Raw genomic sequence first — 13,228 nt, forward strand, 5'->3', positions numbered from 1 at the left:
CCGGCCAGGCCCCCATGACGGGCACATCTGATCCGGATCGTGCACCATTGCGTGCTCACTGACCTTGGATGAGCCGGTGCTCGGACCCGAGCCCGCGCGTCGAGGTGGCCGGATAGAGGTCGACTTCGCCATCGCTCCAGGTGACCAACGCATCGTCGGCCTGCGCCGGACTGGTGTATCGGCCCACGGTCAGAGTACGAAAGTATCGTGACCAGGTGGCGTCGTGTTTGGGCACCAGCGTTGTTTCCGTAAGGCGCGCGCCCGGACCGATGTTGCTGTCGATGGTGACTTGCCCGTCCAGCCACTCGGTCATGATGCCCCAGCCGGTACCGGGAAAGAGTCCGGCGGAAAGAGAATGTGCGTACTTCCACGACGAACCTTCTGCGGCGACCCGCCGCTCCTGGCCCAGGTGCAGACCGCAATCGACATATTGTGAGACCTGTCCATCGACCCACTGGACAATTAAGTCGTTTGCGTTCCCTGTGCCGACAAATGCGCCAGCAGCGATTGCTCGCGCGTACTTGAAAACGGAACCTTTGGCCGCGAGTTGAACCTGGTGGCTCAATCTCGAAGAGGGGCTCACCGACCGGTAGAGGGTCAGCGTTCCATCGCCGAAGTTCACCACGAGGTCTGAAGCGGTGGATGTGAACCCAGCAGCGGTGATACTGATCGCGCGGGTGAAGGCAGAACCGCTGTTGGCCAAGCGAATCTCACCGCCGAACTGCTCGTTCCCGAGGTTCGGGTATGCGTCGACCTCACCATTCTTCCAGACCACGAGCAGGTCACTGAAGCTGGAAGTCGTACCCGCGAATCGGCCGCTTGCGGTGAGTCGGGCGTTCGCCCACGCCTTTCCTGGGGTGTGCAGCCCCACGGGTGGAAGTGCTGTCGGTGCGGTCGAATTGAAGAGGTTGATGGTGTTCTGGTCGAAAAGGGGGCTGTAACTGACCCAGTCGTCATCGGCAGAATTCCCACCACCGCCCAAACCCCCGGTGACCCCGATGAGGTCGCCCAGGTGCGTTGTTGAGTTGTAGTTTGCTATCCACGGACCCCCGGAGACGCCGTCGTGGAAGTAGTCGCAGGTCATCTGCATCTGTCGGTACCCGGGCAGTGGTTTCGTGTCAACTGCGCATTGCACGGGTGCCCCCTGGGGGTCCTGCAGTATTCCATTACGCACCCACGAACCCGGATAGCCCGATGCCAGGACGTGATTGGTCGCGCTCGGTGCGGCCGTCAACGTCAGCCCGCCGTGCACCACGTTCTCGAGTTGACCTTTTTCACCGGTCGCTACTGTGGCAAAAGCCTCATCAAAGTTCGATGCCTGCGCCGTGTTCTGGTAGTACCGCGGATCAATTGTCCAGTGCGTCACCGTGAACGCCCCGAACGGCTGATGCGCCATATCAGCACCGCTCTTGTACATAGGAACGAAGATTGCAGATACACCCTGCTTGCAGTGTGCAGCGGTGGAGATCACATCTTTTGCTGCACTGTGCACGACGCTCGCAGAACAGAACATGGCGTTGCCCGATATGTCGAGCATGAAGAGCCGCCCGACCGCCGGGATTCCCGCGGTATAGGTGCCTGCCAAAGTGCCGGCAGGGGGGCTGGTGGTGCTTGATTCTCGCGGTGGTATCGAGTGGGAGCCGTCGGTGCGGGCCCTGAGTGCATCTACTGGTGCAGCCGAAGCCATCCGAGCAGCCGTCCAGGTTTCACCGGTGTTTTCCTGGGTATTTTCTGAGACTTTACTGAAATTGGGTACGGCGGCCCCGCTGCCATTTGTGACGGCAAAAATCATTGTTGACGCCAACGTGATAAACAGCGCGCGCAGCCCGTTGGGCATCGTCCTCATAATCGGAAATTACCACGCGACAACCGCAGATCGGGCGGGCCGGCAGGTGATGTAGGCGCACGTTGAAGTTGGCCGGATAGCGCACTCGATCGAACGACCGTCCTGTACCGGTCGTGGGCAGCACGGCCGGGGCAGGTGTGACCGTCGGCGGCGGGGTCAGCGACAATCGGCTGCATGGCATGGGCGCGCAACACCGGATTGGCACTCGCGGTGGTGTCGGGCTGCGCGGGCTGCGGTGTGCCCGCGGTTCTACAACCAGGGCGCAGCGTTCAGCAGTCCCCGCAAACTCTGGTCCATCGCACGACCAAAGCATTCCCCGAAGGGGCGGTTTTCGACTACCAGATCGGCGGCCCGTACCAACCCGCAGTCGATGTGGGGATTGTCGACCGGGACCGCTCGCAGAAGGGGGTGCCTGGGCGCTTCAACATCTGCTATGTCAACGCCTACCAGGCGCAGCCGGATGAACTCCAGTGGTGGCGCAAAGAGCATTCCACCCTGCTACTGCGGGACAAGGCCGGTGCACTGGTCATCGACAAAGTCTGGAACGAGGCCCTGTTGGACATCAGCACACCTGCCAAGCGGACCCAGCTCGCCAAGATCGTGGGTACCTGGTTTGCCGGATGCGCACGATTCGGACACGATGCCGTCGAGCCGGACAACCTCGATTCATACACCCGTTCCACGGGCCTGATCAGCAGAGGTGACGCAATTGCATTCGCGGCGGACCTGGCGCGCGAAGCACACATCTACCAATTGCTGGTCGCGCAGAAGAACTCCTCTGAGCTCGCCCCGAAGCTGCGCACTGCGGGCTACGACTTTGCGATCGTCGAGGACTGCCAGGAATTCGGTGAGTGCGCGGCGTACACCTCGGCGTACGGCAGGAAAGTCATCGAGATCGAATACGACGCGAAGCGATTCGCTACAGCGTGCAAAATGCGTAGCGGCAAGGTGTCCTTACTGCTGCGGGATGTGGATGTAGTGCCCAGAGGGAAACCCGGGTACGTCAACAAGACCTGTTGACCCGGTGGCAGTGAATCAGAAGTAGGGCGGGTACCCGCACTGCATACGTCCATTTACGGCAGGCCCGGTGTCAGTCGTGGTTGCGAGCTCGGATCTGACGTGCCGGCGAGCTGTCGTCCAACTGCGCCACCTCGCCGCGTGAGGTCACGAAATCCGAGAAAGACCGGAAACCCAGCGCCTTTTCACTGAACGACGGGTCCATTCGTTTCATCTGACTTTTCACCGCCGAGCTGTGCAGCCACTCGTCGTCATTCTTCTCATGTCCGAGGCGAAGTGCTCGCTCCAACAATCGACTCGCAGCGACCTGCGGGTCGTCCTCGTCCTTCCTGGTCTGTTTGCGGGTCGCGCGCTTGCGCTTGGCGGGAATGCTTTTGTCTTCAGTGCCAACCTCGTCAGAGTCCACACCCGGTTCGGTCGGGCCGGCGGAAGCCGTCGGCGCGGCTGGTGCCTTCTGCGGCTCGGGGATGGGCTCGACGCCAGGCAGCGCGTCATAGGTGACCAGTTCATCGCACGCAGCCGCGAGTGAACGACTGGTGGAACCGGCGACACCCACGCCGACGACGTAACGTCCGAGACGCTTGCAGCGCTGAGCGAGCGCGATGTAGTCCGAATCACCGGCGACGAGCACCACATGGGTCAGATCCGGCAGCCGGAACATGTCTTCGACGGCGTCCACGGCGAGCCGGATGTCTGCGCCGTTCTTGCCGTAGGCCGCGGCCGGGAAGAGCTGGACCAGGTCCACTGCCCGCCCGACGAGTTGGCCCCGATAGTCCGCGTTCACGTCGGCCGACCAGTCCGCGTAGGCCCGAGTCAGGACCAGCGTGCCGAACGAGGATGCGAAATCGATGATGGCGCCGACGTCCACCGTGGCGGCGGCCAGCTTTTCGGCTATTTCACTGCCCGGCTCCCGGTCCGCCGTGCGGACCTTGTCCTTGGAGAAGCGCTGCCGCCCATGCACCTGGTCGTAGCGGGAGATGACGATGTTGTCGAAGTCGAGGTACACAGCGACACGGGTGTCACCTTGTTCCGGCATGGGAATCCTTTCGCAGGTGCGGTTATCGAACGGCCGCCAGTCTGCCGCATCGGCCCTGTCCCACCAGTTCGAGGCTGCAGGCGCAGCCCCGACTGACAGCTCAGACCTGGTAGACGTCGCCCAGATGTACGGGCTGCAGGTGCCGTGCCCTGATGATCTCCACCAACTTGCCGTAGACCTTGCTCACCGGATCGTGATTTGCGTGCCCAATCACGATATGACCCGGGTGGATCCACTTCTCGGCGTTCTGGACGATCTTTTCCGGTGTGATGACGGTCGAATCGCCCAGGCTGCCGTACCACATCGTGACTGCTGGATACCCCAGATCAGCCACCTGGCGGTCGACGCGCGCATTGCGGTACCCGTAGGGCGGTCGGAGGAACGGACGGCCGGTGACCCCATAGGTGTTCTGCAGAAATCGCTCGTTGCGATGCACCTGATCGGCAAGTGCTGAACTGCTGAGGCTCAGCAGGCTTGGGTGTGACCAGGTGTGGTTGGCGATGAAGATCTGCCCGTCATCCAGTAGCGGTCGCAGGATCGGCGCGGATTCGGTCCAGCTGCGCATGTATCCATTACAGAAGAATGTCAGTCGTATCCCGGTGTCCTTGGCCAGTTTCGCGTAGCCCGCGACGACGCCTGCGTCGGTGCCGTCATCGACGGTAAGCGCTACGTTGTCGCCTCTGCCGGGCAGGCCGTAAAGCGTGCCATGAGGAACCGGCACCTTCACGATGCCTACGGGAGCATGGAAGGGCTTCGTTGAGGCCGTGTCGGAGGGTGCGGTGCCTGCTTTCGTGCCCTTGGGATCAGTGATCGTCGGCGCAGCGGGGCTGCGGGCCTCGCTGCATCCCGCGAGTCCGGCTGCGACGCCTGCCGCCAAGGTGATGAGTAGATTTCTTCGTTCCACGTATTCATTTATTGCATACCTATCTGTCGGCACTGTGCAGGCGCACCGGCACGTCCCCCAACTCTTCTTCCAACAACATCGACCGGCCATCGATACCGAGTCTGGAGCCCCTTGCTGCGGAACGAGGGGAAACCAGTAGGACGGGTGTTCGGTTCACCCGGTCGGGGAGGTTCCCAAGACGCCGTTCGTTGGGGCAGGATGAAGGCCGACCCCGAGGCAAGGATGACCTGATGAACTTCATGGACAAGGCGAAAGACGCCCTCGAGAAGGCCACTAAAGTCGCCGAAGAAAATATCGAGAAGGCCAAGAAAGCCACTGTCGACAACCCCGACAAGGTGCGCGGCGGCATCGACAAGGTCGGCGGACTGGTGAACAACGCGACCAAGGGCAAATACGCCGACAAGATCAAAGCCGCGAGTGACAAGACCGAGCAGACCATTCAGCAGCAGGCCGGTGGAACGACATCCTCGACCAAGGCTGACTTCAAGGGTTCCCCTCAACCTGATGCGGATGCGCCGTTCAACCCCGCCGCATCTCCGATCGACCCGGCAACGCCCCTGCACGACCCGTTGGCCCCAGGTCAGTAGTCACAACATGCCGGCACGACGCGAAGGCCCCCTCACCGACTGCGGTGAGGGGGCCTTTCCGCAGCCGGTCGTTAAGCCACTTGGCACAGTCGGCATCACGTCACGGTCCTCAGGTCTGGTTGTCGTCGCCCATGAGCTCGCAGTTGCGGGCTTTGACTCGGGCAGCACGTTCGCAGAGGTCGCGTTGTTCTTTGGTGGGCGGTTTCGCTGCCGCCGAGAGTCGTCTCTCGACTGGTTTGCCGCTCAGAGTGGCCAACTGCTCGACGTACGCGGCGGGTAGGCCTGTTGGCAGGTCTTTGCCCGCTGTGGTCCGTAGATGGACGCTCGCATCCCATCGGCCCGGCTCGATGATTCTCTCGATCCCAGCCCAGGATGTGATACGCAGCGTTTGGCGTCGCCTGATTCCGTTGCGGTCGGCCCGGACGGCACGGAAACGGAGCCAGAGCATGATCCACCACCCCACCATGAGCACGGTCTGGAAGATCGAGTTCTCAGCGGGTTCGGTGATCGCTGCAATTGCCGCGAGGGTGGCGAAGAGCGCCAGCAACGCCAGCCCAGCAAGCCACCAATGACGTTTCGCGCCTGTCAGGCCGATCACCAGGTCACCATCAGCCGGATCAGCCACTGGAGCCTCGCGGAGTCTCGGTCTCGCCCAGGAGTTCTGCGTTGCGCGCCTCGACACGGGCGGCGCGGGCCGCGAAATCGTCCTGCTCCTGCTGCCAGGTCTTGCGGACTTCAACCTTGGGCATCGGGTGTTGCATCACCTTCTCGGTCTGGATCGGTCTGCCACTGACCCTGCTCAGCTCGTCGGCGTGCGCCACCACAACCACCCAGAAAACCATCGAGACGATGAACAGGACCATGTCCGTGCGCGTTCCGGTCGGAGATGGTCGAAAAGCGATTCGGCTGTTCGCAGGCTGTTGAGTCATCAGCGGTGCTCCCCTATCAACTCAGCAGTGCGGGCGCGCATGTGCGTGATGTGCTCCTGGACAGCAACCGCGGAACTGCCGTCCCTCGGACCACTGCTCCACGGTTGGATAGTACGGCGAAGCAGCTGGGTTGTACCCAGTTCGCTGCGCTCAGATGTGGTCGTCTTCGTCGTCGAGGGCTCGGCGGGAGACCGTTGCCGCCAGATGCATGGCCATTGTGCTGCTGTGGACTGCGGCCCGATCCAAGACCTGCTCAATCTGCGCGCGGGTCAGCCCGGTTCGACATGCGGTTCGGACTTCGGCGGCGAACTCCTGCTGGCTGCCAGCCTCCAGGAGAACGGCCCGTGCAGTGAGGTCGACGATCGATCGGGTGTGTTCGTCCTCGCCGGATCTGCTGTCGCGTTGGCGCGGGAGTTTCTGCGTCTCGTCCTGCCCGGTCATCGATTCGGAGTCGCTGCGGATGATCTGCGCGATCTGCTGGGGCGCTTCGGCCACGGCCAGATGAGCGACGTCATCCAGCACGACCAGTTCACCGGTGCGCACGCTGTCCGCGATCTCCCGGAGCCCGGCAACAGGAGTGGATTCGTCAAGTGATCCCGCGACGGCGACGACCGGGTTGCGGATGCGATCCAGTCTGTCCCGCACGTCGAACCGCGCCAATGCGCCGCATACCTGGGCGTACCCCTCGTCGTCGGCATCCCGCAACGCTTGCAGTAGTTCGGCTGCGACGGACGGCTCGAGGTGTAGAAAACCGGGGGAGAACCAGGTGTGGGTAGCGCGCTCGATGGTCGTCTCGGTGCCCGAGGCGCGAACCATTGCTGCTCGCTCCGCCCAGGATTGCGGCGTACCGATGATGGCGCCCGTACAGACCAGCACCGCGCGATCTACCCGCAGCGGCACGTCGAGCAGCAGCTGCAGTCCGACCGCGCCGCCTACCGAGTCACCGGCATAGGTGAAGGAACCGCCAGGCTCACCGCGCGCGGTGAGCACGTCATCGACCAGCGAACGCACCCCGGCAGCCAGATCTGCTATCGAAAACGGTTCTGCCACCTCGGTGTTCGAGCCGTGGCCGGGTAGGTCCCAGGCGAGGACCTCGAAACGGTCGGTGAGGTGGACCGCGCAGCGCGACCAGAGCGCGCGAGCGCTCGTGCCGAGGGCCGGGCCGAGGACGAGCAGCGGTAGCGCGGACGAGCCGCCGAGGCGTACGGCGCTGATGTAGGGCGTGGTCACCCGTCGTTCATACACGCTTGGGTTGCATCTTTTGGTGAGGGACGTGCAATAGCGACACCCTCACCAAAAGATGCAGCCAATGGGGCGGGAGGAGTTCGGCGCAAACGCAGGTGAAGCGGGTGGGGCTGGACCATTAGCCTTGACCGCGCAGCAGTCGGCAGCCCGCCGACGCGCGTCGCAAGAGGAGATCCACGTGTCAGCCCAACTCACCATCCACGTCGGTACAGACGAGCGATCGGTGGACCAGGGCACGACGGGCACCGATTTGTTCGGTGCCGACAAGGGCGTGGTGGCAATGCACGTCGACGGGGCGCTGCAGGACCTTTTCCGCGAGATTCCGGAAGGCGCACGAGTCGACCCAGTCGACATCGGCTCGCCTGACGGGCTCAATGTGCTGCGGCACAGTGCCGCCCACGTGCTCGCACAGGCCGTCCAGCAGATCAACCCGAGCGCAAAGCTGGGCATCGGTCCGCCGATTGTTGATGGGTTCTACTACGACTTCGACGTTGAAACGCCCTTCACCCCTGAGGATCTGAAGGCCCTCGAAAAGGCGATGCAGCGCATCGTCAACGAAGGCCAGACCTTCGTCCGACGAGTCGTCAGTGACGACCAAGCGCGCGCGGAACTCGCGGACGAGCCGTTCAAGCTGGAGCTGATCGGCCTCAAGGGCGGCGCGGCAGACGCCGCGGACGGCGCCGAGAACGAAGTGGGCGCCGGTGAACTCACCATCTACGACAACATCCGGCGCGACGGATCCCGCGCCTGGGGCGACCTGTGCCGGGGGCCGCACCTTCCGTCTACCAAGCTGCTCGGCAACGCGTTCAAGGTGATGCGGTCGGCGGCGGCGTACTGGCGGGGGAATGAGAAGAACCCCTCACTACAGCGCATCTACGGCACCGCGTGGCCGAGCAAGGACGAACTACGGGCGCACATCGAGCGGTTGGCCGAGGCGGAGAAGCGCGACCACCGCAAGCTCGGCGCCGAGCTGGACCTGTACTCCTTCCCGGAGGAGCTGGGGTCGGGGTTGCCGCTCTTCCACCCCAAGGGTGGCGTTATCAAGCGCGAGATGGAGGACTACTCCCGCCGCCGGCATATAGAGGAGGGTTTCGAGTACGTCGGTACCCCGCACATCACCAAGGACGGGCTGTTCCACACCTCGGGACACCTGCCCTACTACGCCGACACGATGTTCCCGCCGATGGAACTGGAAGGCGCGAAGTATCAGCTGAAGGCGATGAACTGCCCGATGCACAACTTGATCTACCGGTCGCGGGGGCGCTCCTACCGGGAGTTGCCGCTTCGGCTGTTTGAATTCGGGTCGGTGTACCGGTACGAGAAGTCTGGTGTGGTGCATGGGCTGACCCGGGTCCGTGGCCTGGAGATGGACGATTCGCACTCCTACGTCACCCGCGAGCAGGCGCCGGGGGAGATCAAGCACCTGTTGAATTTTGTGTTGTCCCTGCTGCGCGATTTTGGGCTCGACGACTTCTACCTGGAGCTGTCGACCCGTGATGACGGGAAGAAGAAGGACAAGTTCATCGGCAGTGATGAGCAGTGGGCGGAAGCGACGGCGATCCTGGAGAAGGTCGCGACCGACTCGGGCCTGGATCTGGTGGCCGACCCGGGCGGCGCAGCGTTCTACGGCCCGAAGATCTCAGTGCAGGCCCGCGACGCAATCGGTCGGACCTGGCAGATGTCGACGATTCAGTACGACTTCAATCAGCCGGAGCGGTTCGGCCTGGAATACCAGGCGGCGGACGGCACCCGGCAGGAACCGGTGATGATCCACTCCGCGAAGTTCGGCTCCATCGAGCGCTTCCTCGGTGTGTTGGTGGAGCACTATGCGGGGGCCTTCCCGCCGTGGCTTTCCCCGGTGCAGGTATTGGGCGTGCCCGTTGCGTCGGAATATGACGACTACCTGCAGGGTGTGCTGGACCAGATGCGGGAGAGAGGAATTCGCACTGAGCTCGACACCTCGGACGACCGTTTCCCGAAGAAGATTCGTAACGCGTCCAAGTCAAAGGTGCCGTTCACACTGATCGCCGGCGAGGAAGACAGGGAGGCTGGGGCCGTGTCGTTCCGCTTCCGAGACGGGTCGCAGCAGAACGGCGTGCCTGTCGATGAGGCGATCGAGTTGGTCCGCACGGCGATCGAGTCGCGCGCCCAGGTTTAAGCCCTGCTCCTCCCGATTTGGACATGCTGAGCGGGGCATATTCGCCCCGCTCAGCATGTCCAAAGACTGGGATGATCCACATCCACCGATCGACACCTCGCTCACCCACAGATTGACTGCAGTCTCTCGCCCGGGCGGCGCCACGATGCTGACATCTGGCTATGGCAATCGCGGAAGTTTTCACCGATCTCGCACCACCAAGGCAGCGAGGCACGTCGCGAACTGGACGCGCGGCGATATTTGCACGGCTAGCCGTCCTGCATGACGGGGTAGTGCACCGCGATGACCTGCGGCGTGCGGGGGTGACTCGGGCGGACCTGCGAACAGAGGTCAGAGCAGGTCGATGGCGCCTCGCAGGGCGCTACACGGTGCTTCTTGTCGGGACCGAACTCTCCGGCCGCGCTCGCTGGCAATGGGCGATCTGGGAAAGCGGCTCGGGCGCTGCACTCGATGGTGTCACCGCGCTGCAGGCCGCCGGTCTGGAGAACTTCGACGAGCCAGCCGTGCACATCAGCGTGCCGTCTGCCAACGCAACACACGACCTGCACGGGGTGACCCTTCATCGACCAAATGACGTCGGGGCAACCATCGGTGGTCCGGTCACTCGCGTGATGCCTGTAATCGCCTGTCTGCGGGCCGCCGGGTGGGCCGTCACCGACCGCACAGCGGCCCTCATCATCGCCATGGCTGTGCAGCAAGGGGTCGTGCACGGCGAGAGGTTGCAGGCAGAGTGGGCGAAAGTCGGCTACACAGCTCGGCGCGGGACCATCGCACAGTCGATCCAGGACGTGTGCGACGGCGCGGAATCGCTCGGCGAACTCGACTTCGCAGCCCTGTGCGCGTCATACGGTGTACCCTCACCCGAGCGGCAGATTCATCGTCAGCGACCGAACGGTGTCGCCTACATCGATGCGGGATGGGAACACATTGGGCTGCTGGTCGAGATCGACGGCTCGCAGCACTTCACGACAGAGGGCATCACCAGCGATGCGCTACGTCAGAACGATGTGATGTTGGGTAACGAGCGGGTACTGCGGATTCCGCTATTCGGATTGCGCCACCATCCTGAGAAGTTCATGGATCAGGTGGTGCGGGCGCACCGAGAGGCGATGGGTCGCACCTGACCACGATTTGGACATGCTGAACGGGGCACATATGCCCCGTTGAGCATGTCCAAACCGTGAGAAGGGTGGTTGACTGCCTGCGTGGACGACGTGCGTGTGCGGATCGCTGAGCGAGATGACGCACTGGCGCTCGGGGCTCTACAACTGCGCTGGGATTTGGAACGCGGGGGTGTTCCTCAAGGGGACTTCATCAGTCGGTATGCCGACGCGTGGCTGACCGACTGCCACAGCCGTCCGGCGTGGGTCGCCACGACTGTTGATGGCAACCCGATCGGGTTTGTTGTGGGGGCGCACGTTGAGAAGCTGCCGAGTCTGTTTCGGCCCCGCAACGGCTGGCTGCATCTGTCAGCGGTGTACGTCGATGTACTCCGACGCCGACAGGGGGTTGGCGAACAGTTACTGCGTGCTGTCCTCGGGTGGTGTTGGGAGCATGACATCACTCGTATCCAGCTCAACGCCGACGATGCCGCGCGTGGACTGTACGAGCGCATCGGTTTCACCCGGCCGAGCGACCGGCTGATGGAGCTCAATTTGGCCATGGCGCAGCAGCCGCCCTTGAAACTCTTCTAAGGATTGAGATTTGGACATGCTGACCGGGGCATATATGCCCCGGTCAGCATGTCCAAATCGCGAGATGCGGGATAGCAGGTCGGGTCAGACGGGCTCGACGAGGAAGACGGGAATCTGCCGGTCGGTCTTGGTCTGGTACTCCGCGTAGGGCGGGAATGCCGCGACACCACGCTCCCACCACACTGCACGTTCTTCGCCGTCGATCACCCGCGCGACACCGTCATGGTGGGATGCACCGTCATGAACCTCGACGTGAGGGTTAGCCACGAAGTTGTAGTACCAGGCCGGATGCTTCGGTGCGCCACCGTACGAGGCCACCGCGGCATACACACCGTCGTGCTCCACCCGCATGAGCGGCACCCGACGCAGCAACCCGGTCTTGGCACTACGCACCGTGAAGACCACGATCTGCAGGCCATGAACCGATGCGGCCTCCGTGGTGCCGGCTTCGTCGATCGTTGCGAGCTGGTCGCGTACCCAGCCGGTCTTCTCCGTGGCGTACTCACCCGTAAGTGGCATCGATATCTCCTCATCGTCGGTCGTCATGAGCCAATCCACCTCGCAGGGATCGTGCACATCAAAACTACCCACCGCGGCTGGGAGCGCCGGAGAATCAGGGCGCGAGTGTCACGCCTGCACCAGTACCGCGTGCAACCGGGCCAGCTCGGCGGCGGGATCGAACGTCAGGCCGCCATGGCGCGGCCCGGGACGCAGCACGGTGGAGCGCGGCGCCGCCAGCCAGCCGAACCGCGGGCCCAGGCCGGACAACTCCGGATGACCCTCGAGGCTGCCTTCCCGGCAGGTCGCCTCGGCGCCGGCCAATGCTGCCCGTACCTCGGCACAGTCCAGGGCGGGCCACAGCGCTCGAACCCGGTCCTCCTGCACCGACCAGGCAACACGGAGGAACTGCGCCTGCTGGCAGTAGAGCACGACTCCGACGTTGACGAACTCCTCGCGCACCGCCGAGGGCACGACCCTCAGCACGACGTACTGATACCCCATCAGCTCACTCATGACGGGTCCTGCGGCAGCCACGGCGAGGGTGTGGCCATCCGCGCGAGCAGATGCTCGACGTAGATCGACCGCACGCCGACCGGGTCGGACAGGTTGCCCGGCCCCATCGCGGTCTCGAGCCATTCGTCGGGCACCAGCTCCAGGACCCTTCGCAGCATCGGCTCGGCAATGGTCGCGGCGAAGCGCTCATGGATCGGCACAAGCCCGCGCGCCACCGGTCGTAGTACATGCGTGGACGCGTCGAACTTCTGTGCCGCGAATCGGGCAGGATCCGTGCCACGCGAGGGCCAGGAATGGTGGAAGTACAACGCCGCGCCATGGTCGATGCACCATGTATTACCGTGCCAGCGAAGCAGATTCGGGTTGTGCGGGGTGCGGTCGATGTTCGCGGTGTAAGCGTCCAGCCAGAGAATCTGCGCGGCGACCTCGGCAGTTGGCGGCCTCGCCGGGTCGTAGTTGAACGCCGAGGGCAGCAGGTCCACCCCGAGGTTGCGCCCGATGCTGGCGACGAGCAGGTCCTGCACTTCTTCGTCGGCTTCGTACCGGGCGATCTGGGCGGGCAGTTCGACGACCTTCAACTCCGGCACCCTGATGCCGAGCGCGCGCGCCAGCTCACCGACGATGACCTCTGCCACCAGGGCCTTGACACCCTGACCGGCCCCGCGGAACTTCAGCACCCAGGTGCCCAGATCTTCTGCCTCCACGATGCCGGGCAGCGATCCGCCCTCCCGCAGCGGGACGACATATCGGATGGCACGGGTAGTGGGCAGCACGAACGTGAGGCTACTCACCTGTCGC

At 63.6% G+C, this 13,228-nt stretch carries 14 protein-coding genes; 5 read left to right on the forward strand and 9 right to left on the reverse strand.

Annotation, left to right across the window (positions count from 1 at the left end; all coding sequences use genetic code 11):
* Window positions 1–55 precede the first annotated feature (55 nt).
* On the reverse strand, window positions 56–1,687 hold the full coding sequence (locus V3G39_10590; GenBank protein XAS75116.1) for a hypothetical protein: 1,632 nt from the start codon (window positions 1,685–1,687) through the stop codon (window positions 56–58).
* Between the two features lie 333 nt (window positions 1,688–2,020).
* On the opposite strand from V3G39_10590, the gene V3G39_10595 reads away from it, so the two are divergent.
* Complete coding sequence (locus V3G39_10595; GenBank protein ID XAS75117.1) at window positions 2,021–2,866, forward strand: endo alpha-1,4 polygalactosaminidase; 846 nt, start codon at window positions 2,021–2,023, stop codon at window positions 2,864–2,866.
* 70 nt (window positions 2,867–2,936) lie between these two features.
* On the opposite strand, the gene V3G39_10600 is transcribed toward V3G39_10595, so the two are convergent.
* Both V3G39_10600 and V3G39_10605 read right to left on the reverse strand, forming a co-directional pair.
* Window positions 2,937–3,899, reverse strand: a complete 963-nt coding sequence (locus V3G39_10600; GenBank protein XAS75118.1) for an NYN domain-containing protein — start codon at window positions 3,897–3,899, stop codon at window positions 2,937–2,939.
* Window positions 3,900–3,999: 100 nt separating this feature from the next.
* Window positions 4,000–4,803 (reverse strand): polysaccharide deacetylase family protein, encoded by an 804-nt coding sequence (locus tag V3G39_10605; protein XAS75119.1) that lies wholly within the window; start codon window positions 4,801–4,803, stop codon window positions 4,000–4,002.
* Window positions 4,804–5,033: 230 nt separating this feature from the next.
* Here V3G39_10605 and V3G39_10610 point away from each other — a divergent pair, with 230 nt between their 5' ends.
* Entirely contained in the window at window positions 5,034–5,390 is a 357-nt protein-coding gene (locus V3G39_10610) for an antitoxin (GenBank protein XAS75120.1), read from the forward strand.
* A 109-nt stretch (window positions 5,391–5,499) separates the two neighbouring features.
* On the opposite strand, the gene V3G39_10615 is transcribed toward V3G39_10610, so the two are convergent.
* The 3 genes from V3G39_10615 to V3G39_10625 form a co-directional block, all read right to left on the reverse strand.
* Window positions 5,500–5,988, reverse strand: a complete 489-nt coding sequence (locus V3G39_10615; protein XAS75121.1) for a hypothetical protein — start codon at window positions 5,986–5,988, stop codon at window positions 5,500–5,502.
* Window positions 5,989–6,007: 19 nt separating this feature from the next.
* The gene (locus tag V3G39_10620) at window positions 6,008–6,253 is read right to left on the reverse strand and encodes a hypothetical protein (protein ID XAS75122.1); all 246 of its coding nucleotides are present in this window, start codon (window positions 6,251–6,253) and stop codon (window positions 6,008–6,010) included.
* 216 nt (window positions 6,254–6,469) lie between these two features.
* Window positions 6,470–7,549 (reverse strand): alpha/beta fold hydrolase, encoded by a 1,080-nt coding sequence (locus tag V3G39_10625; GenBank protein XAS75123.1) that lies wholly within the window; start codon window positions 7,547–7,549, stop codon window positions 6,470–6,472.
* Between the two features lie 193 nt (window positions 7,550–7,742).
* On the opposite strand from V3G39_10625, the gene thrS reads away from it, so the two are divergent.
* The 3 genes from thrS to V3G39_10640 all read left to right on the forward strand — a co-directional run bounded on the left by thrS (window position 7,743) and on the right by V3G39_10640 (window position 11,416).
* Window positions 7,743–9,722: a threonine--tRNA ligase gene (gene thrS / locus V3G39_10630; GenBank protein ID XAS75124.1), complete on the forward strand. Its 1,980-nt coding sequence runs from the start codon at window positions 7,743–7,745 to the stop codon at window positions 9,720–9,722.
* Between the two features lie 368 nt (window positions 9,723–10,090).
* The gene (locus V3G39_10635) at window positions 10,091–10,846 is read left to right on the forward strand and encodes a hypothetical protein (GenBank protein XAS75125.1); all 756 of its coding nucleotides are present in this window, start codon (window positions 10,091–10,093) and stop codon (window positions 10,844–10,846) included.
* Between the two features lie 81 nt (window positions 10,847–10,927).
* Complete coding sequence (locus tag V3G39_10640) at window positions 10,928–11,416, forward strand: GNAT family N-acetyltransferase (GenBank protein ID XAS75126.1); 489 nt, start codon at window positions 10,928–10,930, stop codon at window positions 11,414–11,416.
* Between the two features lie 84 nt (window positions 11,417–11,500).
* Here the strand turns inward: V3G39_10640 and V3G39_10645 are convergent, their stop codons facing one another.
* The 3 genes from V3G39_10645 to V3G39_10655 all read right to left on the reverse strand — a co-directional run bounded on the left by V3G39_10645 (window position 11,501) and on the right by V3G39_10655 (window position 13,221).
* Window positions 11,501–11,962 carry a nitroreductase family deazaflavin-dependent oxidoreductase gene (locus tag V3G39_10645; protein XAS75127.1) on the reverse strand — a complete coding sequence of 154 codons (462 nt, stop codon included), beginning with the start codon at window positions 11,960–11,962 and terminating at the stop codon, window positions 11,501–11,503.
* A gap of 81 nt (window positions 11,963–12,043) precedes the next feature.
* Window positions 12,044–12,430, reverse strand: a complete 387-nt coding sequence (locus V3G39_10650) for a DUF3037 domain-containing protein (protein XAS75128.1) — start codon at window positions 12,428–12,430, stop codon at window positions 12,044–12,046.
* Window positions 12,427–13,221, reverse strand: a complete 795-nt coding sequence (locus V3G39_10655; GenBank protein ID XAS75129.1) for a HipA family kinase — start codon at window positions 13,219–13,221, stop codon at window positions 12,427–12,429. Before V3G39_10655 ends, V3G39_10650 begins: the two co-directional genes overlap by 4 nt.
* Between the last annotated feature and the right edge of the window lie 7 nt (window positions 13,222–13,228).

The organism is Dermatophilaceae bacterium Sec6.4 (assembly GCA_039636865.1).
In the GTDB taxonomy this organism is placed as follows: domain Bacteria; phylum Actinomycetota; class Actinomycetes; order Actinomycetales; family Dermatophilaceae; genus Allobranchiibius.

Bases quoted from the DNA above. Each gene is read 5' to 3' on its own strand.
- V3G39_10590 (XAS75116.1), bottom strand. From the start codon at position 1,687: ATGGCTTCGGCTGCACCAGTAGATGCACTCAGGGCCCGCACCGACGGC.
- V3G39_10595 (XAS75117.1), top strand. From the start codon at position 2,021: ATGGCATGGGCGCGCAACACCGGATTGGCACTCGCGGTGGTGTCGGGC.
- V3G39_10600 (XAS75118.1), bottom strand. From the start codon at position 3,899: ATGCCGGAACAAGGTGACACCCGTGTCGCTGTGTACCTCGACTTCGAC.
- V3G39_10610 (XAS75120.1), top strand. From the start codon at position 5,034: ATGAACTTCATGGACAAGGCGAAAGACGCCCTCGAGAAGGCCACTAAA.
- V3G39_10620 (XAS75122.1), bottom strand. From the start codon at position 6,253: ATGGTCCTGTTCATCGTCTCGATGGTTTTCTGGGTGGTTGTGGTGGCG.
- V3G39_10645 (XAS75127.1), bottom strand. From the start codon at position 11,962: ATGACGACCGACGATGAGGAGATATCGATGCCACTTACGGGTGAGTAC.
- V3G39_10650 (XAS75128.1), bottom strand. From the start codon at position 12,430: ATGAGTGAGCTGATGGGGTATCAGTACGTCGTGCTGAGGGTCGTGCCC.